The sequence below is a fragment of the Micromonospora sp. NPDC050417 genome (assembly GCF_044458865.1).
In the GTDB taxonomy this organism is placed as follows: domain Bacteria; phylum Actinomycetota; class Actinomycetes; order Mycobacteriales; family Micromonosporaceae; genus Micromonospora_G.
Genome location: NZ_JBITIH010000007.1, coordinates 86,795 through 110,501, shown reverse-complemented (window position 1 = coordinate 110,501; position 23,707 = coordinate 86,795). Strand labels below are relative to the sequence as shown.

The 23,707-nt window shown below is 70.3% G+C and carries 13 protein-coding genes; 4 read left to right on the top strand and 9 right to left on the bottom strand.

Translation table 11 applies throughout. The features are described from left to right. Position 1: 1 nt before the first annotated feature. The 9 genes from ACIBF5_RS11570 to ACIBF5_RS11530 all read right to left on the bottom strand — a co-directional run bounded on the left by ACIBF5_RS11570 (position 2) and on the right by ACIBF5_RS11530 (position 19,255). The gene (locus ACIBF5_RS11570; protein WP_396810575.1) at positions 2-1,006 is read right to left on the bottom strand and encodes an ABC transporter substrate-binding protein; all 1,005 of its coding nucleotides are present in this window, start codon (positions 1,004-1,006) and stop codon (positions 2-4) included. 182 nt (positions 1,007-1,188) lie between these two features. Continuing rightward, on the bottom strand, positions 1,189-2,607 hold the full coding sequence (locus ACIBF5_RS11565; RefSeq protein ID WP_396810573.1) for a sugar transferase: 1,419 nt from the start codon (positions 2,605-2,607) through the stop codon (positions 1,189-1,191). 625 nt (positions 2,608-3,232) lie between these two features. Beyond that, entirely contained in the window at positions 3,233-5,758 is a 2,526-nt protein-coding gene (locus ACIBF5_RS11560; protein WP_396810571.1) for a DNA topoisomerase (ATP-hydrolyzing) subunit A, read from the bottom strand. A gap of 100 nt (positions 5,759-5,858) precedes the next feature. Further along, positions 5,859-7,916 (bottom strand): type IIA DNA topoisomerase subunit B, encoded by a 2,058-nt coding sequence (locus ACIBF5_RS11555; protein ID WP_396810569.1) that lies wholly within the window; start codon positions 7,914-7,916, stop codon positions 5,859-5,861. 391 nt (positions 7,917-8,307) lie between these two features. Further along, positions 8,308-9,267 carry a fatty acid desaturase family protein gene (locus ACIBF5_RS11550; protein ID WP_396810567.1) on the bottom strand — a complete coding sequence of 320 codons (960 nt, stop codon included), beginning with the start codon at positions 9,265-9,267 and terminating at the stop codon, positions 8,308-8,310. A 52-nt stretch (positions 9,268-9,319) separates the two neighbouring features. Beyond that, positions 9,320-10,240 (bottom strand): pyridoxal-phosphate dependent enzyme, encoded by a 921-nt coding sequence (locus ACIBF5_RS11545; protein WP_396810565.1) that lies wholly within the window; start codon positions 10,238-10,240, stop codon positions 9,320-9,322. Between the two features lie 53 nt (positions 10,241-10,293). Beyond that, positions 10,294-17,673: an amino acid adenylation domain-containing protein gene (locus tag ACIBF5_RS11540; RefSeq protein ID WP_396810564.1), complete on the bottom strand. Its 7,380-nt coding sequence runs from the start codon at positions 17,671-17,673 to the stop codon at positions 10,294-10,296. A gap of 176 nt (positions 17,674-17,849) precedes the next feature. Next, positions 17,850-18,344: a GNAT family N-acetyltransferase gene (locus ACIBF5_RS11535; protein ID WP_396810562.1), complete on the bottom strand. Its 495-nt coding sequence runs from the start codon at positions 18,342-18,344 to the stop codon at positions 17,850-17,852. Between the two features lie 119 nt (positions 18,345-18,463). Further along, positions 18,464-19,255, bottom strand: a complete 792-nt coding sequence (locus ACIBF5_RS11530) for a TetR/AcrR family transcriptional regulator (protein WP_396810560.1) — start codon at positions 19,253-19,255, stop codon at positions 18,464-18,466. A gap of 74 nt (positions 19,256-19,329) precedes the next feature. Here ACIBF5_RS11530 and ACIBF5_RS11525 point away from each other — a divergent pair, with 74 nt between their 5' ends. From ACIBF5_RS11525 to ACIBF5_RS11510, 4 genes are all read left to right on the top strand, one after another. Next, positions 19,330-21,738: an ATP-binding cassette domain-containing protein gene (locus ACIBF5_RS11525; protein ID WP_396810559.1), complete on the top strand. Its 2,409-nt coding sequence runs from the start codon at positions 19,330-19,332 to the stop codon at positions 21,736-21,738. A gap of 76 nt (positions 21,739-21,814) precedes the next feature. After that, the gene (locus ACIBF5_RS11520) at positions 21,815-22,600 is read left to right on the top strand and encodes a DeoR/GlpR family DNA-binding transcription regulator (RefSeq protein WP_396810557.1); all 786 of its coding nucleotides are present in this window, start codon (positions 21,815-21,817) and stop codon (positions 22,598-22,600) included. Positions 22,601-22,623: 23 nt separating this feature from the next. Then, positions 22,624-23,016 (top strand): DUF4406 domain-containing protein, encoded by a 393-nt coding sequence (locus tag ACIBF5_RS11515; RefSeq protein WP_396810555.1) that lies wholly within the window; start codon positions 22,624-22,626, stop codon positions 23,014-23,016. Then, a complete protein-coding gene (locus tag ACIBF5_RS11510) occupies positions 23,013-23,681 on the top strand; it encodes an NUDIX domain-containing protein (RefSeq protein ID WP_396810552.1) in 669 nt (222 codons plus the stop codon). Before ACIBF5_RS11515 ends, ACIBF5_RS11510 begins: the two co-directional genes overlap by 4 nt. The last annotated feature ends 26 nt before the right edge of the window (positions 23,682-23,707 follow it).

Here is a 23,707-nt window from a genome sequence, read left to right as displayed (position 1 = left end):
TTCAGCGGGTGGTCGGGGCATTGGCACGGAGTCCGGCGCTGACCTGTTCGAGCGCGGTGACGCTGCGGATCGAGGGATCCATCGACGAGCCGGAGACGGTGATGAAGCGGTTGTGCACCACGGCGTCGAGCTTGGCGGTGACCGGGTTCGACCGGAGGAACGCGATCTTCGATGCGGCGCTGTCGCCCTCGCCACCACGGGTCAGGTCGGCCAGCACGATGATGTCCGGATTGCGCTGGGCGATCTCCTCCCAGTTTCCGGCGGGCCACTTCTGCTGTGCGTCGGTGAACGCGTTCCGCGCTCCGAGCAGGGAGCTGATGGTGTCCGGGAGGCCGCCGTGGCCGGCGACGTACGGGGTTTTGGTGCCGGAGTAGTACCAGAGCAGCGAGGTGTCGGAGACCGCACCGGCGTTCTGCTTCGCCGCGTCGAGCCGGGCCCGCTGGTCGGCCACCACCCGCTCACCCCGGTCCGGTACGCCGAAGATGGTGGCGATGTCGCCGATCTCGGCGAAGATGCCGTCGAACGTCACCTCGTTCTTGGCAACGGACGGGTCTTCACAGGAGAACGCGGAGAGGTACGCCGGCACCCCCAGGTCGCCGAGTTCCTTGCGCGCGCCGGCGGCGTCGGACGCGTACGCCGACGCGTACGTGGAGTAGGCGAAGTCCGGGTTGGCCGCGCGGAACGCCTCCCGGGACGGGTACAGCTTGGCCAGGACGGGCACCTTCTCGTATTCGGCGCGCAGTTCGGGCAGGACCGGGTCGGTCTGGTAACTGGTGCCGACCATCCGGTCGGCCAGGCCGAGGCTCAGCATGATCTCGGTGGCGTTCTGCTCCAGGGCGACCGCGCGACGGGGCGGCGCGGCGATGGTCAGCGGCAGGCCGCAGTTGGTCATCGCGACCGGTCCCACGGTGGTGGCTGGGGAGTCCGGGGCCGGTGCGGTGGTGGCGCATGCGGCGGTGCCGGCAACCATCAGCAACGCCAAAGTTGAAATGAAAGTCGTTTTCACGAAGCGGAAGATTACCAGGTCAACGCCGTGCTCCTTGGCCACCCTTCGGGAAGAGACTCATGTCGTCGCATTGATGGTTTGCGACCGCCGATACGACAGAACGCCGGGCCACCACACGGTGGCCCGGCGTTCGATACGTCCAGCCGGACCGCTTCGGTTACCCGACGCGTCGGCCGGGAAAGTTACCGGCCGCCGCCCCGGAACACCTCGGCGACCGTGCGGAGCACGACCTTGATGTCCAGCCAGAGCGACCAGTTCTCGATGTAGTAGTTGTCGAACCGCGCGCGGTCGGAGATCGGGGTGTCTCCACGCAAGCCGCTGACCTGCGCGAGACCGGTCAACCCGACAGGCACCCGGTGGCGCATGGCGTAGTCGGGGTGTTCGGCGGAGAACTTCTCGACAAAGAAGGGGCGCTCCGGCCGCGGGCCGACCACCGTCATGTCGCCGCGCAGAATGTTCCAGAGCTGGGGCAGCTCGTCCAGCGACGTACGGCGCATGAAGCGACCGATCGGGCTGACCCGCCGGTCGTCGGCGATCGACCAGTTCGTCTGTGATTCCTGCTCGTTCACCGGACGCATCGAACGGAACTTAATCACCTTGAACGGCTCGCCGTACCGACCGATCCGCTCCTGGTAGAAGAAGATCCCACGACCGCCGTCAAGGAACGTGGCGATCGCGCAGAGCAGCAGGATCGGGCTCAGGACGATGAGCGCGAGGGACGCGAAGAAGATGTCCGAGGCCCGCTTGATCGCCCATCTCGGACCGGACAGGGTGGTGTGCCGGATCTGCACCACCGGAATGGCGCCGATGTGGTCGGGCAGTCCGGCGTACGACCGGGAGCCCCACAACCGCGGCACCGCCCAGAGATCACAATTCGCCGCGCTCGGCTGCCGCAGGACCTCCATGACGCTGGACTCGGAGGCGTTGACGTCGGCGATGATGAGCACGTCACACTCGACGATGTCGATCAGCTTCTCAAGGTCGTTCAACGTTCCGATGAGTGGTGGTGCGCCCGGGTCGTTGCGCAACTCGACGTCCACACAACCGGCGTAACGAAGACCGTACTGCGGGTAGCGACGCAACAACCGTGCGAGCTCAAGGGCGATCGGACCGCCACCGACGATGATGGCGTTGTGCTCGGCCCACCGCCGCTTACGCGCCACGATCGCGAGCTTGCGGGTGATCGCACGCCCGACGATGACCAGAACGGCGGAGAGAGCCACGCCGTGCATGAAGTCGACCAGATACCCGAGCGAGTCGTGGCGTGCCGCCGCGACCACCGCCACGATGCCGGCCGAGGCCAGCAGTCGCCCGCAGATGCTCGGCAACTCGTCGAGGATGCTCACGTGTCGGCGGGCCCGGTAGAGTCCGCCCGCCGCGAAGATCACGATGGTCAATGCCGCCGCGAACAGGGTGCCACGCCAGTAGTCGGCGGTGAGCAGCAGCGGCGCCAGCAACGCCACCAGGTCGGCCGGCGCGGTGAGCATCCAGGCTCGCAGCCCCCGGGTCTTCTTGGAGGCACGGGAACTCACGTAGGGCAGCACGGCCGTGGACGCGTTCGGCAGATGCTCCTGCACGGGCGTCTGCTGCTCGTCACTCACACGGGGACCGGGAAGCCTCTGTTGGCCACCGACATCGTCGATGGCGGCCTGGTAACCAGGCACCGACATCGACTGCACGGAAACGTCAGCCGCAGGCGGCTTCACCGTATCCTGGCCCATTGTCGGCCAGCTCGACATCCTCTTATCCTCCCCGTATGACGCAACGCGTTACGCGCCGGGAGCAGGATACGGCCGGCATACCCAATCCGCTAGAGGCACATCCGGCAGAGTTTGGGGGCCGAGAGTAGAAGAAGTCCTGGCGTGCAACTGATTGTCGGGTAAGGCTTACATTGCCGCCAACACGGAATCAGTCCAATTTGGTCAGATGCGATTATTCGACCGACGCAGCAGACGCCGACAACACCCTTTGCCGGTGGGACCGGCCGGGATGAGCCGCCGGTGACATCGATTCAGGCGCTTTGCCCGACTAGCGAAAATAACCGAGATTGTCGCCCGGTGGATCAGCTTCCAGACCGGATCGGCGCCGACCCGACGCAACCCCGACGACAACGGCTCCACGAAAACGGCGCGCGTGGGCAGAGCCCGACGCGCGCCGTTCATCCTTCGTACGACTTCGCAGGTCAAGACGCCTCCGGCGGGATACCCCCGGATCAGCGTCGCCTGGTCATCCCCGTTCGATCAGGTGCCCCACCAGGTCGGGACCGAAGATGGCGGCCCCGGAACCGTCCCGCCGGTCGTCGGGTTCCGGCAACGCCAGCGGCTCCCCACGCTTGCCCGCACCGACCGGACGCGGGCCGACCCAGGCCACAACCAGCCTGGTCTCGCCCTTGAGGAACCGCTGCGCACGCACCCCACCGGTGGCCCGGCCCTTCGCCGGGTAGAGCGCGAACGGCGTGACCTTCACACCACTGCCGGTGCTGGTCACCACCATCGGCTCACCGTGCTCCGGATCCTCGGTGCGGACCGCGCCGAAGAACAGGACCTGGGCGCCGGCCGCCAGATTCACGCCGGCCATGCCACCGCCCTTGAGACCCTGCGGACGCACCAGCGACGCCGCGAAGCGCAGCAGCGAAGCGTCCGAGGTCACGAAGGTGAGACTCTCCGTTCCGTCGCCGAGCCAGGTGGCACCGACCACCTCGTCGCCCTCACGAAGGCCGATCACCTCGAACTCGTCGGCGCGTACCGGCCACTCCGGTGCGCAGACCTTCACCACGCCCTGCCGGGTGCCGAGTGCGAGCCCCGGCGAACCGGTTCCCTGTTCGCCCAGTGGCGCCAGCCCGACGACGGTCTCGCCCGGGTGCAGCGAGACCAGTTCCGCGACGGACATGCCGCCGCTGACCGACACCGTGCCGGCCTGCTCCGGCAGGACCGGCAGTGGCAGGACATCGGTCTTGAACGCCCGGCCCGCGCTGGTGACCAGGAGCACCTGGCCACGGGCGGTGGTTCGGACCACCGCCCGGATCGCGTCGTGCTTGGTCCGACCGTTGCGGCGGCGCCCCTCGGACGCCTCCTCCGACTCCGCCGCGGTCCGGGCGACCAGCCCGGTCGCGGAGAGAATCACCTGGCACGGGTCGTCGGCGACCTCCAGCGGACCGGCCGGTACGGACGCGGCGAGCACCTCCTTGAGGTCCCCGTCGACCAGCGTCGTACGCCGCTCGGTCGAGAAGTCCTTCACCACCTTGGCCAACTCGTCCGAGACCACCCGGCGCAGCACACTCTCGTCGTCGAGGATCGCCGACAGTTCGGCGATCTCGGCGCGCAACTGGTCCCGCTCGGCCTCCAACTCGATCCGGTCGAACCGGGTCAGCCGGCGCAGCGGCGTGTCGAGGATGTAGGTCGCCTGGATCTCGGAGAGCGCGAACCTGGCCATCAGCGCGTCCCGGGCCGCCTGGGCGTTGTCACTGCCCCGGATCAGGCGGACCACCTCGTCGATGTCCAGCAGCGCGATCAGCAGACCGTCGACCAGGTGCAGCCGGTCCTGCCGCTTGCGCCGTCGATACGCCGTACGACGGGTCACCACCTGGTAGCGGTGGGCGAGGAACACCTCCAGCAGCGCCTTCAGGCCGAGGGTCTGCGGCTGCCCGTCCACCAGGACCAGGTTGTTCACGCCGAACGACTGCTCCAGCGGGGTCAGCCGGTAGAGGTCGGCCAGCAGCGCCTGCGGGTTCACGCCGACCTTGCACTCGATGACCAGACGCGTGCCGTTCTCCCGGTCGGTCAGGTCCTTCACGTCGGCGATGCCCTGCAAACGCGCCGGCTGGCGCTGCCCCTTGCGCGGCCCGGAGGTGATCGCCTTGCCCCGGACCTCGTCCGTGATCGCCTCGATGACCTTTTCCGCCCCGACCCCGTAGGGCAGTTCGGTGACGGTGATCGCCTGCCGGCCCCGGCTCCCCTCAAGCGGGCCGATCGTCACCCGACCGCGCATCCGGACCACCCCACGGCCGGTCTCGTACGCCTTGCGTACCTCGTCCAACCCGAGCAGCAGGCCGCCGGTCGGCAGGTCGGGGCCGGGGACGAACTCCATCAGCTTGTCCAGCGACGCGTCCGGGTGCCGAATCAGCCAACGGGCCGCCGCGACCACCTCGCCGAGGTTGTGCGGGATCATGTTGGTGGCCATTCCGACCGCGATCCCCGAGGTGCCGTTGACCAGCAGGTTCGGGAACGCCGCCGGCAACACGCTCGGCTCGGAGAGCGACCCGTCGTAGTTCGGCCGGAAGTCGACCGTGCCCTCGCCGAGTTCGCCGACCAGCAGCATCGCCTCGCGCGACATCCGCGCCTCGGTGTACCGGGCCGCCGCCGGCCCGTCGTCCGGCGAGCCGAAGTTGCCGTGGCCGTCGATCAGGGGAACGTTCAGGGAGAAACTCTGCGCCAGGCGCACCATCGCGTCGTAGATCGCAGTGTCGCCGTGTGGGTGGTACTTACCCATCACGTCACCGACGACGCGGGCCGACTTCACGTGACCACGGTCGGGCCGGTAGCCCTGCTCGCTCATCGAGAAGAGGATCCGCCGGTGCACCGGCTTGAGGCCGTCGCGCGCGTCCGGCAGCGCCCGGGAATGGATAACCGAGAACGCGTACTCCAGGTAGGAGTCCTCGACCTCGGTGGCGAGCGGATTGTCGATCACCCGCGCGCCCGCCTGGTCGAAGGCGGAGAGGTCGACCCGCTGCGGATTGCCGGTACGGCGTGCCATGACTACGTGCTCACTTCCATTCGTCGGCCGGTCCACCGGCCACTGAAACGACTTGGACCCGGGCGAGGCGAGCCGGCGACGAGGCGACCGGCTCCGGTGCTCACGTGTCGATGGTCTCCTGGTCGACCCGGCTGGCGGAGTCGATGAGCCAGTTCTTGCGAGGCTCGACCTTCTCCCCCATCAGCAGTTCCAGCACTTCCTCTGCGGCCGAGGCGTCATCGAGGGTGATCCGGCGTACGGCCCGGCTCGCCGGGTTCATCGTGGTGTCCCACAGTTCGTCGGCGTCCATCTCACCGAGCCCCTTGAACCGGGGGATCGGGGTGACGACCTGCTTGCCCGCCTTCTCCAACCGGGCCACGGTGCTCGACATCTCGGCCTGGGTGTAGGTGTAGACCGTCTCCGGACTCCGGCCCTTCGTGCTCACCTTGTGCAGCGGGGGCACCGCCGCGTAGAGCCGACCGGCCTCGATCACCGGCCGCATGTACTTGGCGAAGAGTGTGATCAGCAGGGTACGGATGTGCGAGCCGTCCACGTCGGCGTCCGCCATGATCATGATGCGGCCGTACCGGAGTGCTTCCAGGTCGAAGGTACGACCCGAGCCGGCACCGAGCACCTGGACGATCGCCGAGCACTCGGCGTTGTCCAGGACCTGCTGGAGGCTGGCCTTCTGCACGTTGAGGATCTTGCCTCGGATCGGCAACAGGGCCTGGTACTCCGAGGAGCGGGCCAACCGGGCGGTGCCCAGCGCACTGTCACCCTCCACGATGAACAGCTCACTGCGGGCGACCCCGGTCGACCGGCAGTCCACCAGCTTCGGTGGCATCGACGCGCCCTCCAGGGCGGTCTTGCGCCGGGCGGCGTCCTTCTGCTGCTTCTGGGTCAGCCGGACCCGGGCCGCGTCGACGATCTTCTGCAGGACGGTACGCGCCTCGGCCTTGGTCCGCCGGTCCTCCAGCCAGGTCTTGAGCTGCTGCTCGACCACGTTCTGGACCACCTTGGTGACCGGCGCGGTGGAGAGTTCGTCCTTGGTCTGCGAGGTGAACTGCGGCTCGGGAATCCGTACGTGCACGACGACGGTCATGCCTTCGAGCACGTCATCGAGGATCGGCGCGTCCTCCTTCGGCTTGAGCAGGCCACGGGTGTTGCGGATCGCGGCCGTCAGCGCCCGTACGGCACCGCGCTCGAAACCCTTGCGGTGGGTGCCGCCGTGCACGTTACGGATCGTGTTGGTGAAGCACTCCACCGTCCGCTCGTAGCCCGTGCCCCACTGGAGCGCGACCTCCACCTCGGCCCGACGCTCGACATTGCTCTGCATCACGCCGTGTTCGTCGGCGGCGTTCTCCCGGTAGTTCCCCTCGCCGACGATCAGGAGGGTCCCGGAGACGGGCTTGTCGCCGGCCGGGGCGAGGAAGTCCACCATGTCGGTGAGGCCCTGCGGGAAGTGGAACGTCTCCAGGGTGGGTTCGTCGGCGGTGTTGTCCTGCAGCACATAGGTGACGCCGGGAACCAGGAACGCGGTGTTGCGCAGCTTGGTCCGGACGGCGTCGACGTCGAGTGCCGCCCCGGTCTCGAAGTAGCGGGCGTCGTACCAGTAGCGGATGGAGGTGCCGGTGGAGGCGCCCCGCTTCATCCGGCCGACCGGCCGCAACCCCGGTTGCCGGCTGAAGACGCTCTCCGGCCCGGCGCCGTCGAAGACCCCCGGAACGCCGTGCTGGAACGACATCTGGTGGATCTGTCCGCCCCGCTGGACGGTGACGTCGAACCGCCGGGAGAGCGCGTTGACCGCAGAGGCGCCCACGCCGTGCAGACCACCGGAGGTCTTGTAGCCGGAACCACCGAACTTGCCGCCCGCGTGCAGCCGGGTCAGCACCAGTTCGACACCGGAGAGCCCGGACCTGGCGTGCAGGTCGGTCGGAATCCCCCGGCCGTCGTCGTCCACCTGCACCGAACCGTCGGCGTGCAGGGTGACCTCGACCCGGGTGGCATGACCGGCGACGCCCTCGTCGGTGGAGTTGTCGAGGATCTCGTTGAGCAGGTGACCCACGCCACGGCTGTCGGTCGACCCGATGTACATGCCGGGTCGTTTCCGGACGGCGTCGAGGCCTTCCAGATGGGTGAGGTCATCGGCCCCGTACAGAATCTCAGGCTGTGCAGTCAACGAGCTGAACTCCCAGAAGTGCGTTCTCCACGCCGCGGCACGGCATGATCGTCGTCGGCCCGGCCGGCGCTGCCCGCGAGCCTACCTACTCCCCTGCGCGCTTCGACGGGACTGTCCGTGTCGACGGGCGTGGCAGGGACCGACATCACCGGATCGTGCCGTCCCGGTACGACAGGAATACGCCCCCACCGGCACATCTTGTCACTGCCAGGTTCCCTCTCTCGGGCAATATTGTCGCTGTAAAGACTCAATCCGACCCGGCAGGATGCCCCGCCAGCCACCACCGGCCGGCCCTGCCCGGCCGGCCCTGCCCGCCAAAGCGTCCGGCCCGGGAAAACGACCCCGGGCCGGACCCACTCGCCGACCCCTGGTCGGCGTCGGCGTGCCGAACTCAGTCCGTCTGCACCGGGCGACGATCGGTACGACGCAGCTCCTGCCAGAGCAGGCGGTAGAAATCGCCGTAGCTCCGCTCGACGTTCACCGCGAGACGCCGGGTCTCCTCGTGCCGCGACGGCAGCTGGTTGATCGGCACCGTCATCGCCGCGTGATGCTCGATGTGCAGGTTGTTGCCGTTGGTGAACCAGGTGCTCAGCCAGCTACCCCGGATCGACCGGGTGTTACGCAGCACGTCCGTGGTGTCGGTCTCGCAGAGCAGATGTTCCGGCAGTTCGACGAGGAAGTGCATCGGCACCGCGAGCAGCAGCGGCAGAACCCAGAGCCGCAGCGGGTACGCCCCGTACCCGGCCAGGGCCAGGCCGATCACGGCCAGCACGACGACGCCGAGTACGAGGTGCTCGGTGACGATCCGCCGACGCATGGTCGGGCTGACCGCGCCGTACTGGTAACTCCAGCGCCCGGTGGCCGACCGGAACACGTCCCACCCGACCGAACCGAGGCGCGGATAGTCGAGCAGCCCGCGCAGCAGCGCGGCCACGGTGATCGGCTGACGGGTGTCGAAACCGAAGAACTCGGTGTCCTGCGGCGTACCGAGGTAGCGGTGGTGCTGGAGGTGACGCAACCGGTAGTGGCTGTAGACCACCAGCAGCGGCAACCCCAACGGCACACCGACCAGCCGGTGCGGCCACGACTTCCGGAAGGCCGAGTGGTGCAGGCACTGGTGCTGCAACTCGACCGCGTGCGTGTACATCGCCGCGAGCAGCACCACCCCGACAACGATCAGCAGTGGTTCCGGGCGCAGCGCCAGGACCACGCCGACGGCGGTGAGCACGGCCAGCACCACCAGCTTGGCCACGAAGACCCGCTCGTCGGCACCGGACACTCGGGTACGGGTGAACAGCAGGGCCGGGCTTGTGGACGTACGGGCTCCGGACACTGCGTCAAGTACGGTCATCACGTCTCCTGGCGTGGCTGATCGAGGTCTGTGGTGGGTCGGCGGGTCCGGCTCAGCGACCGCTGAGCAGCACCACGTGTGTGCCCGGGGTCAGGCCGACGGCAGCCGCCCGGGCGAGCAGTCCGGCCAGCGCGACGGCACCGGCGGCGGTGGGGTGCGCGCCATGGCCGGCGAGCGCGGTACGCGCCTCGACGAGTTGTTGGTCGTCGACGCCGTACGCCGCGCCACCCGTGTCGGCGATCGCGGCCATCGCCTCCGGTCCCTGGAGGGCGTGCCAGTTGACCAGCGGCTGGTTGTGGTCCGAGGTGGTGACCCCGTCCGGCGGGAGCATCCGGTACTCCCCCGGCCAGCTCGTCAACACCGGGTTGTTGCCGGCCGACCCGACGCCGTTGATCACCGTCGGCCAGTCCAGCGCCCGAAGCCGCCGGTGCACCGCGATGATCGTGGTGCCGTTGCCGACCGGGATCCAGAGGGCGGCCGGCGGTTCGCCCAGCACCGCGCGCAGCGCCGGCACCACCACCCCGTGTCCCTCGAAGACCGCATCGACGTACGGGCCGTCGACGTTGCCGTCGACCGCGCCGTCCTCGGCGGCGAGCCGGCGGGACTCGTCGACCGCGTCCTCGTAGCTGCCGGGGACGAGGTGTACGCGGGCACCGGCGGCCCGCATGAAGGCGCCGCCGTCGCTCCACCCGGTCGGCAGCACGACGGTGCAGGTCAGCCCGCTGGCGCGGCAGGCCATCGCCATGGCCCGTCCGTAGTTTCCGCAGGTCGCGACCACGATGTGCCGGTAGCCGTCGGCGATCGCACGGGCGACCACGGCACGGGCGGCCGGTTCCTTGTGGCTGCCGGAGGCGTACCTGGTCTCGTCCTTGATCAGGATCCGGACGCCGGGCACCAGGCCGGTGGCGTCGATCAGTGGCGTGCCGTACGCGTCGACCGGTGCGTCGAGGTCGGCGAGGGTCTCGATGGACATGGGGCTCCTCAGGAGGGTCCGGGGTGGCCGGATGGGAGGCGGGTGGGGGTGGCTCAGTTCCGGGCCGCGAGAAGCAGTTCGTCCGCCTCGCGCTGGAGGGTGTCCCGGTCACCGATCTCGGCTGGTGGCACCGCGTCCGGCAGGTGGTCCTCGATCAGCCGCAGTGGTCGGTTGAACCAGCCGCGTACCGCCCACGCGAGTTGGAGCAGACCGCTGACGACGACCAGCAGGGCGAGACCTCTGCCGGGCCCGGTGCCGAGCACGTGGCCGACCGTGTCGGCGAGACCGCCACCGGGTTCGAGCAGGGGCTGGACGTACCGGTCGGCCAGCGGGCCGACCACCAGGTAGCCCAGCGGCATGGTCAGCATCATCACCGTGATGAAGATCGAGAGGACCCGGCCCTGGAGTTCGAAGCCGACCTTGCTCTGAATCAGTGCGATCCAGTGCCCCTCGGTGACCGATTCGCCGAAGGTCAGCAGGAACATGCCGACCACCGCGAAGACCGGGCTGGCGCCGATGCCGACGACCGCCATCGCGAGGCTGGCCAGCCCCATGAAAATGATCATTCCGTTGGCCCGACGGGCGGTGCCGCCCCAGAGTCCCATCAGCAGACTGCCGCAGAGTCCGCCGAGGCCACCGGCGGAGAGCGCCATGCCGAGCGCGATCGGCGACTGCTCGATCAGCAGCATGGGGGTGATCACCGCGAAACCGAGCGTGTAGAAGGCGTGGTCGATGACGAAGAACCGCAGCGCGGCGCGGAGTCCGGGCCGGCGAGCGATGTACCGCCACCCGTTGGCCACCTCGGTCCGGAAGGTCTCCTCCCGCCGCCGGAACATCAGATCCGGGAAGCGGACCAGGAGCAGCGTGGTCACGCCGACACCGAACGTCGCCACGTCCAGCAGGATCACGCCGTCGATCCCGATCAGACCGATCAGCCCGGCGCCGAGCATCGGCGCGAACACCAATCCGAAGTTGACCCCGAGCTGGCTGACGCCGTTGGCGTGCCCGAGATACCGCTTCGGCACCAACTGGGCCACCGCCGCCAGGTAGGCGGGTCGTTGGAAGGCACCGGCGACCGAGGTGACCGACACCGCCAGGTAGACCTGCCAGAGTTCCAGGCCACCGCCGAAGACCAACAGGCCGAGCGCGCCCATCGCACACGCCGCCGCCGCGTCGCTGGCGAGCATCACCCGACGCCGGTCCCACCGGTCGGCGACCGCACCGGCGATCGGCCCGACCAGGATTCCCGGCAGCATGCCGACCGCGCTGACCACGGCGAAGTCGGTGATGGCGCCGGTCTGCTGGTAGACCCAGATGCTCAGCACCAACGTGCTCAGCCCACTGCCGATCATCGAGACGAACTGACCGAACGCGACCAACGCGAACCGGGACAGGCTCGGTGCCGGCTGCCGAGGCGCGCGGGTCGCGCCGATCGTGGGGCCGGCGGCGACCGCCGGCTCCGCCGCGCCCACGGTCGGTCCGGGTACGGCAGCCGCGTCGCCGCCGTCGGCCGGTGTGCGCGCCGGCCCCGCAGCGGTACGGTCCAGCCAGCCCCGCGCCCGCTCCACCAGCACCCCGGCCAGCGGTTCGGCGTGGGTACGGACGAAGAAGTGACCGGCCTTGGGCAGCACCGCCAGGTCGACCTCTTCCGCGAAGTGCTCCCACTCGCGGTGGCGCTCCAGGTAGTGCTCGGTGACCCGGTCGCGGGCACCGACGACGCTGAGCACCGGGGCGTTCAGCTTGGTCGGCTCCTCGCCCCGGTAGTCGGCGGTGAAGTACTCCTCGGCGTCCCGCGCGTCGTGCCGTACGTTGCGCAGCACGAACGCCTCGTCCTCGGGGCGGTCCAGGTCGGTGAAGCCGCCCCGGCCACGGAGGTAGGCGAGGTACTCCCGGTCGGAGGTGAACCGGTCGGTCGGCACCAGCCGGTAGAACCAGTCGAAGAACCGGCCGGGCAACCGGGCGGTGGGGAAGCCCGCGCCGAGTCCGACCCCGATCAGCTCGACCCCGGCCTCCTCGGCCCGTCGGGCGAGTTCCACGGTGGCCGCGACCCCGAGGCAGTGCCCGTAGAGCAGGACCGGTCCGGTGATCTCCTGGAGTTCGGGCAGTACCCGGGCCGCCACCTCGGTGCCGGGCAGCAACGGCTCGTCGGGTCGGCTCTGGTCGTGGCCGGGCAGTTCGAGCGCGTAGAGCGCCCAGTTGGCGGGCAGCGCCGCCGCGAGGGGCTGGTAGGCGATGGCGCTGCCACCGGAGTAGGGGACGGCGACCACGGTCACGCCACCGGTGGCCGGGTCGGCGTCGGTCGGGGTCAGCCGGTGCAGCATCCGGTCCGGCTGCCGGTCCGGCCCGGCGGAGCGCTGGTCCAGCAGGGCGGCGAGGGCACGCACGGTCGGGTGCTGGTACAGCTCGATCAGGGTCGGTGCCGGTTCGATCCGCCGGACCAGCCGCAGTGCGGTGAACGAGTCGCCGCCGAGGGAGAAGAAGCTGTCGTCGATGCCGATCTCGGCGATCCCGAGTGTCTCGGCCCAGATCGCGGCCAGTTGCCGCTCGGTGCCCGTACGCGGGGCCGTTCCACCGGGTGTGGCGCCCGTCTCCGGTGGTGCGGGCAGGGCCCGCCGGTCGAGCTTGCCGTTCGGGGTGAGCGGCAGTTTCGGCAGCGGGACCACCCGGGCCGGCACCATGTGCACCGGCAGGGTGGCGGCGAGCGCCTCGCGTACCTCTGCCTCGGTGACCTCGACGCCGGGCTGGGCCACCAGGTAACCGACGAGCTGGGCGATGCCGGAGGGCAGCGGGTGTACGGCCGCGGCGCAGGCGAGCACGCCGGGCAGGGCCCCGATGGCGGCCTCGACCTCGCCCAGCTCCACCCGATAGCCGTTGATTTTGACCTGGTCGTCGAGCCGGCCGAGGAAGTCCACGTTGCCGTCGCGGTGGAACCGCGCCGCGTCCCCGGTCCGGTACATCCGGGCCGGGCCGGCGCTCGGATCCTGGGTCGGGCCGGCGCTCGGGTCGGCGGCGGAGTCCACGAACGGGTCGGGGACGAACCGCTCGGCGGTCAGCTCCGGCCGGTCGTGGTAGCCGGGCGCGACCCCGACACCACCGAGGTACAACTCACCAACCACACCCGCGGGCACCGGCTCGCCGTACCCGTCGAGCACGTACACCCGGTTGTTCGGAAAAGGCTGGCCGATCGGCAGCGGCGCGTCCAACGGCAGCGTGTCGACGGCACCGTCGAAGTACACGTTGTCGACGGTGACCTCCGTGACGCCGTACGCGTTCACCACCCGGTTCCCGGCGCCGACCAGGTGCCGGGCCTGCTGGTACTCCCGGACGTGCCACTTCTCGCCGCCGCCGATCAGCAACCGGACGAAGTCCAGCCGCTCCCCCGCCGCCTCCACGTGGGCGAGCAGGGTACGCAGCACCGCCGGCACGAGTTCGGTGCAGTTGACCTGCTCGTCGCGCATCAGGGCGTACAGGTCGGCCGGATCGAGCAGCACCTCCCGGGGCACCACCACGAGCCGACCGCCGGTGCAGAGCGCACGCAGCGTCTCCCCGACGAACATGTCGAACGAGAAGCTGGCCGCCTGCTGGTAGGTCCACCCCGGATCGAGCTGGTACGCGCGCTGCCACATCACCGCCGCGTGCACCAGGTTGCCGTGGTTGACCACCACGCCCTTGGCCCGCCCGGTGGAGCCGGAGGTGTAGATCACGTACGCCGGGTCGTCGGGCGTGGTCGCCACCGGCAGGTCGCCGTCGTCGGCGGTGTCGACCTCGGACGCGTCGCGGTCCAGCGCCAGCACCGCCACGCCGTCCGGTGCCGCCGGAGCGCCGGCCAGGTCGAGCCGGGTCACCAGGGCCAGTGACCGACTGTCGGTCAACATGTAACGCAGCCGGTCCGCCGGGTAGGCCGGGTCGAGCGGCACGTACGCGCCACCGGCCTTGAGTACGGCCCACATCGCCACGAAGAGTTCGATCCCCCGGTCGAGGCAGATCGCCACCCGGGCGCCGGGTCGTACGCCGCGTTCACGCAGCAGCCGCGCGAGCTGGTTGGCCCGGCCGTTGAGCTGCCGGTAGCTGACCGTGGTGGCGCCGTGGGTGAGTGCCGGCGCGTCCGGGGTCGCCGCCGCGCACCGCTCGAAGAGCTGGTGTACGCCGTCGGCCTCGGGCACCTCCATCGTGTGGTCGTTCCAGTCGTGCAGGATCCGGTGCCGCTCGGCCGGCGTCAGCAGCGCCAGCCGGGTGACCGGTGTGGACGGGGCCCCGGCTCCGGCCGCCAGGAGCGTCAGCAGATGGTCCAGCAACGCCTCGACCCGCTCGGCGTCGAAGAGTTCGGTGGCGTAGTCGACGCTCAGCACCGGACCGTCGACCGGGAAGTCCAACCCGACCGCGAGGTCCACCATGGTCGCCGCCGGGGCCACCTCACCGGCGTACCGGACCGTGTCGGTGCCGGGCGCGGGGGTGTTGTGCACCGTGAGCATGACCCCGCTGAGCCGGTTGCGGTTGCCGGTCGCCGGTCGCCGGGTGGCCGCGATGATGTCCGGCAACGACAGTTCCTGGTGGTCCAGGTCGCGGACCACCGACTCCCGTACCCGGCGGACCAACTCGGCGAAGCTCGGCTCGCCGCCGACGTCGCCCCGGATCGGCAGGATGTTGAGCACCGGGCCGACCAGCGACTCCAGCTCCGGCGCGGTCCGCCCGGCGACCGGCGCCAGCACGGTCACGTCGCTGCGGCCGGTGTAGCGCAGCAGCACCGACTGGAGCCCGGCGAGCACCACCATGAAGAGGCTCGCCTGCTGCGCCCGCCCGCACCCGCGCAGCCGTTCGACCAGCTCCGGGTCGAGCGGCCGGCAGACCCGGCCGGCGGCGAACGAGCGCACCGGCGGGCGGGGACGGTCGGCGGGCAGTTCCAGGTCCAGGTCGGCGTCGGCGAACCGGTCGCGCCAGTAGTCGGTGAGCGAGCTGTCGTCGGCGTACGCCCGACGCCGGGCGGCAAGGTCCGGCAGCGGGTGCGACGGCACCCGTACCGGCTCCCGGCCTGCCGACAGGTCCCGGTAGAGCCCGGCGAGTTCGTCACCGAACAACCCGACCGACCAGCCGTCGAAGGCCAGGTGGTGGACCACGAGCAGCAGCTCGTCGTGGTCCGCGCCGGTACGCACCAGCAGCGCCCGGGCCAGCGGCCCGTCGGCCAGGTCGATCGGTTCCCGTACGGCCTGCCGGCGTGCCTCCTCGGCCCGGGTCTCCCGCTCCTCCGGTGGCAGGTCGCGCAGGTCGACCTCGGCCAGTTCGAGCGTGCCGAACGGCGCGACCACCATCCGGGGTTCGTCCCCGTCGAGCGGGAACCGGGCCCGGAGTACGGGGTGCCGGCGGACCAGTTCGGTCAGGCAGGCGGCGAGGATCTCGACCCGGACGCGGCCCGCCATCCGGTAGCGGATGCCGAGCGTGTGCGCCGGCAGGTCGGCGCAGACCTGCTCGGCGATCCAGAAGTCGCGTTGCAGCGGGGTGAGCGACAGCCCGGCCGGGTCGCCGACCGCCGGAACTCCGACCGTGGCGGCCGACGGGGTACCGGTCGTGGTCGCCGCCGTCGGTTCGGCCTCCGTGGTCGGCCCCGGGGCGGTGGCCCGGACCAGGTCGGCCAACTCGGCCAGGGTCGGTGCCGCGTAGAGCCGGCCGAGGGTGAGTTCCAGGCCGTACTCGCGGCGGAGCGCGCTGATCAGCCGGACCGCGTCGAGGGAGTCGGCGCCGAGGGAGAAGAAGTCCTCGGTCGCGGTGACCTCGGGAACACCGAGCAGGTCGGCCCAGAGACCGCCGATCCGCGCCACGACGGGATCGCGGGACGGCTCGGCCGGAGCCGGACCGACCGGCGACGCGGGAGCGTCCACCCCGGCCAGTGCGATCCGGTCGACCTTGCCCTGGAGGGTGAGCGGGAAGCGGGCGTGGCCGACGAACGCGCCCGGTACGAGATAACCGGGGAGGGTCTCGGCTAGCTGTCGGCGTACCGCGACCGCGTCGAGCGTGCCGTCGTCGACCGTGAGGTGGCCGACCAGTCTCGGCGTCCCGGTCCGTTCGTCGACCAGGACCACGGCGTCGGTGATCCCGGGCAGGTCGCGCAACGCGGACTCGATCTCCCCCAGCTCGACCCGGAACCCACGGATCTTGACCTGGTGGTCGAGCCGGCCCAGGTACTCCAGTTGACCGTCGGCGAGCTGCCGGACCCGGTCACCGGTCCGGTACTCCGGCGTGCCGTCGGGACCGGGAACGAAGCGCTCCCCGGTCAGCTCCGGACGACGCAGGTAGCCGGTGGCGACACCGGCACCTCCGACGGAGAGTTCGCCGGCCTCGCCGACCGGCACCGGGACACCGTCGGGGTCGAGCACCCGGGCGGTGACACCCGTCAGCGGGTGCCCGATCGGCACCGGACCGTCGCCGCCCCAGGTGGTCAGGTCGGCGGCGGTCGCGACCACCGTCGTCTCGGTCGGACCGTACGTGTTGAGCAGCCGTACCGCCGGGTCGGCCCGGTCTCGCCAGCGCAGCACTGCCGACGGCCGCGCCGCCTCCCCGCCGATGATCACGAGCCGCACCGTCGCCGGCAGGACGGCCTCCTCCCGGTCGATCGCGCCGACCAGCTCGTGCCAGTACGCCGTGGGCAGGTCCAGCACGGTGACGCCGAGCGCGGCGCAACGGTCCAGGAAGAGGTCGGGTCGGCTGATCATGTCCTCGTCGCGGATCACCACGGTGGCACCGGCGGCCAGCGGCGGGAAGATCTCCTCGACGCTCGCGTCGAAGCTGATCGAGGCGAACTGGAGGACCCGGTCGTCCGGAGTGAGCGCGTACCGTTCGACCGCCGCCGCGCAGAAGTGGTCCAGCGCGCGGCGGGGCAGCACCACACCCTTCGGCTGGCCGGTGGAGCCGGAGGTGAAGATGACGTACGCGGGGTCCTCGGCCGCCGCCCGCGCGGTCGATGCCGCGACGAACCCGGTCGGGGCGCCGACCGGCAGCACCGTGGTTCCGGCCGGCAGCACCGGCGGATCGACGTCGGCGGGCACGAGCACCAGCCGGGGCCGTACCTGCTCGGTCATGAACGCCAGCCGGGCCGCCGGATAGCCGGGGTCGAACGGCACGTAGCCCGCGCCGGCCCGCAGCACCGCGAGCATCGCCACCACCGCGTCCCGGCCCCGGGCGAGGCAGAGTCCGACCAGGTCCCCGACGCCGACCCCGGCTGCGGCGAGGGCACCCGCCAGGCCGTCGACCTCGGTGAGCAGCTCGGCGTAGGTCAGCTCGCCGGTCGGGTCGACCAGGGCGACCGCCGTCGGGCTCCGGTCCGCCCGCGCCTCGATCGCGTCGAGTACGTCGACCGCACCGGTCCAGCCGTTCGCGGAGTCCCGCCGTGGCTCGACAGGTCGGCTGACGTCGGGCAGGTCGACGGCAGGTACGGCACCCACGGTGAATCTCCTTGACCTTCGCGGCACGAGCGGGACGGCGCTGAACGCTACGAAGGAAGTGCCGGCCGTGGGTGAACCAGCGACGAACATCAACCCATGATCAGGACGGGGTCACATGACTATTTACCGATGGATGGATTTTCCGGACAAGAACCACTGTCCTATGTCCAACTGGATCAGCCGAGCGACTTGGCGAACCAGTGCCCCGCGTACGGGCTGTCGTTGAAGCGCTCCACCTCGACGTACCCGTGCCGGGCGTAGAGCCGACGGGCCTCGACCAGGTCGTGCCGGGTGTCGAGGCGCAGCCGGGACAGGCCCTCGCCCCGGGCGGCCCGCTCCAGTTCGGTGAGCAACCGAGACGCCACGCCACGCCGCCTGGCACTCTCGGCGACGAAGACCCGGGTGACCTCGCCGAGACCGTCCGGCAACAGACGCAGGCCGGCGCAGCCGACGGCCCGCACCCCGTCGGTCGCCACCAGGAACAGACCGTGCGGCGGGGTGAGGTCGTCGCTCGGTTCGTCCACCAGCACGGCGTCGACCTCGGCTCTGGTCGCCGGTCGGCCGTGGTAACGGCCCACGATGTCGACGTAGTACGCGCGCAGGATCGTGCGGGCGACCTCGCCGTCGGGGCGTACCGCCATGATCGGGATGTCACCTGGAATCGACGTCACCGCGCGATGATCGTCCGTACGCCCACCCCCACACCACCACTTTTCCCTCACCAGCGCTCCGGTGCGGCGGTGAGGAAGGGCCCCTTCCTCTACCGAAAGCGATAACAAGGGCCCCTTCCTTACCCGCGGGCGGTGGCGGCCTCGATGCCGTCGAGGAGGACGGTGAGGCCGAAGTCGAAGGTCTCCCTCGCCTCCTGCTCCAGGTAGGGCACGGTCTCGTCGTCCATCCGGAACCCCTGGTCGCTCTCCATCCGGGTCAGCGTCGGGAACCGCTGCGCCAGGTCGGGGGCGACCTCCGCCAGCAGCGCGGATCGGGCGTACCACCAGTCCTCGTCGGACATCCCGGTGGCGGCCTGTGCCTGTCGGGCCTCGGCGACGGTCTGGGCGGTGCCGCGGACGAAGTGGAACAGGGTGCCGACGGTACGTCGCAGCGCCTTCGCGTCCAGGCCGGTCCGGTAGAGGATGCGCACGAGGGTCTCCAGGACGACGTACTCGTGCGGGCCGAGTACCGGTCGGGCCTGTGACACCTGGAGCAGCCAGGGGTGGCGCAGGTAGAACCGCCAGAGGTCGCCGGCCCAGGCGGTGAGCGGCGCCCGCCAACCTTCGATCTGGTCGTACCCGGTGGGTAGCTCCGCGTGCACCCGGTCGTACATGAGGTCGAGCAGTTCGCTCTTGCTCGGCACGTAGGTGTAGAGCGCCATGGCGGTGCGACCGAACCGCTCGCCGACCGCACGCATGGAGAGCCCGGCCATCCCGTCCCGGTCGGCCACCTCGATCGCGGCGTCCACGATCTGGTCGACGGTCAGGGCGGGCCGGGGTCCGGGCCCGGTCCGCACGTCCGGGGGACCGGGCGTACGCCACAGCAGGGCCATCGAGCGGCGCGCGTCGCCCTGACCGGCATAGACCACCACTTGCAACTCCTTAGCGCATAAAGTAACCTCGCCAGGTTATCTTTTTATGTCGTAAGGATATCAGGGGGAACGGTATGGGCTCCGAGCACGTCAGCCACCTGTCGGGAAACGGCAACGGGCCGGACGGCGGACTGCTGCTGGCCGATGGCGATCCGCGCGACGACCGACCCACAACCGAGGTCACCCCTGGTCAGCGAGGTGAGAGCGACACTCGGCACGCGGCCGACAGCCACGAGGTGATCGAGGTGCGGGGCGCCCGGGAAAACAACCTCGCCGACGTGTCGCTGGACATACCGAAACGTCGACTCACGGTTTTCACCGGGGTCTCCGGATCGGGAAAGTCCTCTCTTGTCTTCGGCACCATCGCCGCCGAATCGCAACGATTGATCAACGAGACGTACACCGCTTTCGTCCAGTCGTTCATGCCGAGCCAGAGCCGGCCGGACGTCGACGCGCTCCACAACCTGAGCGCGGCGATCGTGGTCGACCAGGAACGGATGGGAGCCAACTCCCGCTCCACGGTCGGCACGGCGACCGACGCCCACACCATGCTCCGGATCATCTTCAGCCGCCTCGGCGCCCCGCACGTCGGCACCTCGACCGCGTTCAGCTTCAACAGCGCCGAGGGCATGTGTGTGACGTGCGAGGGGATCGGTCGGGTCTCGACCATCGATGTCAACGCGTTGGTCGACGTCGAGCGGACCCTCAACGAGGGGGCGATCACCGCACCGAACTTCGCCGTCGGTTCCTGGTACTGGCAGACCATGGCCCAGTCGGGGCTCTTCGACCCCGACGTCAAGCTGAAGGACTACACCCCGCAACAGTGGGAGGACTTCCTCCACAAACCCGCCACGAAGATCAAGCAGGGCACCTTCAACACCACGTACGAAGGTCTGCTGGTCAAGGTGCAACGGCTCTACCTCGCCAAGGAACGCGAGTCGATGCAGCCGCACATCCGGGCGTTCATGGACCGGGCCGTCACCTTCACCGGCTGCCCGGCGTGCGGCGGAGCCCGACTGAACGCGGCGGCACTGGGTTCGACGATCGACGGCCGCAACATCGCCGAGTGCTCGGCCATGCAGATCAGCGACCTGGCCCGGTTCGTCGCCGGCATCGAGGACGCCTCGGTACGGCCGGTGGTCGGCACCCTGCGCCACACCCTGGACTCGCTGGTCGAGATCGGTCTGGGTTACCTCAGCCTGGACCGGGAGTCCGGCACCCTCTCCGGCGGGGAGGCGCAACGGGTGAAGATGGTCCGCCACCTCGGCTCCAGCCTGACCGACGTCACGTACGTCTTCGACGAACCCACCGTCGGCCTGCACCCGCACGACATCGCGCGGATGAACGACCTGCTGATCCGGCTCCGGGACAAGGGCAACACCGTGCTCGTGGTCGAGCACAAGCCGGAGGTGATCAAGATCGCCGATCACGTGGTCGATCTGGGGCCGGGAGCGGGATCGGCCGGCGGGCGGATCTGCTACACCGGCGACGTGGCGGGACTGCGGCGCTCCGGGACACTCACCGGGCGGCACCTGGGACACCGGGCCCGCCTGCGGGAGCGGGTCCGTCAACCACACGGCCAGTTGCGCATCACCGGCGCCCGGCTGCACAACCTCAAGGACGTCGACGTCGACATCCCGCTGGGCGTGCTGACCGTGGTGACCGGGGTCGCCGGGTCGGGCAAGAGTTCGCTGATCCACGGTTCGCTGCCGCGCCGCGCCGGGGTGGCCGTGGTGGACCAGTCCCCCATCCGGGGGTCGCGGCGCAGCAACCCGGCCACCTACACCGGCCTGCTCGACCCGATCCGGGCCGCCTTCGCCAAGGCCAACGGGGTCAAGGCGGCCCTGTTCAGCGCGAACTCCGAGGGTGCCTGCCCGAATTGCAAGGGGATCGGTCTGGTCTACACCGACCTGGCGATGATGGCGGGGGTCGCCACGGTCTGCGAGCAGTGCGAGGGAAAGCGGTTCACCCCGGCGGTGCTCACCCACAAGCTGCGGGGCAAGGACATCAGCGAGGTGCTGGCGATGTCGGTGTCCCAGGCGCGTGACTTCTTCGGCAACGGGGCGGCGCGGGCGATCCTCGACCGGCTCACCGACACCGGTCTGGGCTACCTCGGCTTGGGGCAACCGCTCACCACGCTCTCCGGGGGCGAGCGGCAGCGGTTGAAGCTGGCCATCCAGATGGCCGAGAAGGCCACCACGTACGTCCTGGACGAGCCGACCACCGGGCTGCACCTGGCCGACGTGGACACGTTGCTGGCGCTGCTGGACCGGCTGGTCGACGACGGCAACACGGTGATCGTGATCGAGCACCACCAGGCCGTGATGGCGCACGCCGACTGGGTGATCGATCTCGGTCCGGGCGCGGGGCAGGACGGTGGCCGGGTGGTCTTCACCGGCACGCCCGCCGACCTCGTCGCGAGCGGTGACACGCTCACCGCCCGACACCTGCGGGAATACGTGGAATCGGGCGGCGCGTCCTGAGCCGACCCGGCCAGCCGAGCAACCCTCTGCGAACACAGTTTTCACATTTCGAACAGGCCGATGGTATAAATGGGCCGTGCCCATCGCTGATCGCTTGGACGTGACCCTGCGCCTGGTCCAGGCGGCCGGTCGGATCGCCGTGCCCGAACTCGCCACCCGGCTCGGTGTGTCGGAGATGACCGCCCGCCGGGACCTGGACGCACTACAACAACAGGGCCTGGTGCAACGGGTGCGTGGCGCCGCCGTCGCGGTCCGGCCGGTCGCCGCCGAGTCGGGCTTCGCCGCGCGAGCCGCCTGGCAGTCGGCGACCAAGGACCGGATCGGTGCCGCCACGGCGGCGCTGGTCCGTCCGGGCGAGACGGTCCTGCTCGACGCCGGCACCACCACCGTGCACGTGGCGACGCACCTGCGGCTGCTGGCCCCACTCACGGTCGGGGTACTGAGTCTGCAGGCGGCGGCGCAACTGGTCGACCAGCCCGGCATCCGGCTCCTGGTGATCGGCGGCGAACCTCGGCCGGCCGAGGGCTCGATGGTCGGCCAGCTCACCCTGCGGGCCCTGCGCGACCTGGCCTTCGACTGCTTCGTGCTCTCGCTCGGCGGAGTGCACGCCGAGGACGGCTACTCCGAGTTCTCACTCGAGGACGCGGCCGTGAAGCAGGTGGCGTTGGAGCGATCCGGGCGGACCGTCGCCGTCGCGGACGCGACCAAACTCGGCACCCGGGCGTTCAGCCGGATCGCCGGGCTCGACGCGGCCGGGCAGTTCGTCACCGACCGCGCCGCAGCCGACGAGGCCACCCACCCGCTCGGCCCCGAGACCCTGACCGCGTTGCGCGCGGCCGGCACCGAGATCCACCTCGCCTGATCGTCGCACCGAAAGGGACAATCATGTCCACTGCTCCGCCCAGCGCCGCCCCGCGTCCGCTGATGATCCTGGTCGCCGGCCCGTACCGGTCGGGCACCGGGGACGACCCGGCGAAACTGGCGGCGAACGTGGCCGCGATGCACGCGGTCGCGCTGCCGTTGTTCCAACGCGGGCACCTGCCGGTCACCGGAGAGGACCTCGCGCTGCCGCTCGCCACCCTCGCCGGCTCCACCCGGACCGGCGACGCACCGTTCACCGCGGTCTTCCACCCGTACGCGGAGCGGTTGCTCGCCCGCTGTGACGCGGTGCTGCGGGTCGGCGGTCCGTCGGCCGGCGCGGACGCCATGGTCGACCTGGCCCGGCGGGCCGGCAAGGCGGTCTACCAGGATCTCGACCAGATCCCGGCCGCAGCGTGACCGCCGGTCTTTCCACCCCGGACCGTCGTGGCCGGACCGGTCTCGACCGCGTCGGCCGCGACCTCGACGGCAATCCCCGGGTACGGGTCCGCGACGTCACGCTCCTGTCCAGCGACTGGTACGTGCTGCGGCGCACCACGTTCGACTTCCAGCACCGCGACGGCACCTGGAGCAGCCAGCAACGGGAGACCTACGACCGCGGCAACGGCGCGACCGTGCTCCTCTACGACCCGGACCGGCGTACGGTGCTGCTGACCCGGCAGTTCCGCTTCCCGGCGTACGTCAACGGTCATTCCAACGGAATGCTGCTGGAAACCGCTGCCGGGCTGCTCGACGCGGACGACCCGGAGCGGGCGGCCCGCCGGGAGACGGCCGAGGAGACCGGTCACCGGATCGGCGAACTGCACCACGTCTTCGACGCGTACACCAGCCCTGGATCGGTCACCGAGCGCCTGCACTGCTACGCGGCCCGGTACGGCGTCGACACCCGACGCTCCGCCGGTGGCGGGCGCGCCGACGAGGGTGAGGAGATCGAGGTCGTCGAGTTGCCGTTCGACGAGGCACTGGAGCTGGTTCGGACCGGGGGGATCGTCGACGCCAAAACAATCATGCTGGTGCAGTGGGCGGCACTGCACGGCCCGTTCCGCCCCGGACCGGACCGCTAGGCTCGCCCCGGTCGCCGATCGAAGGA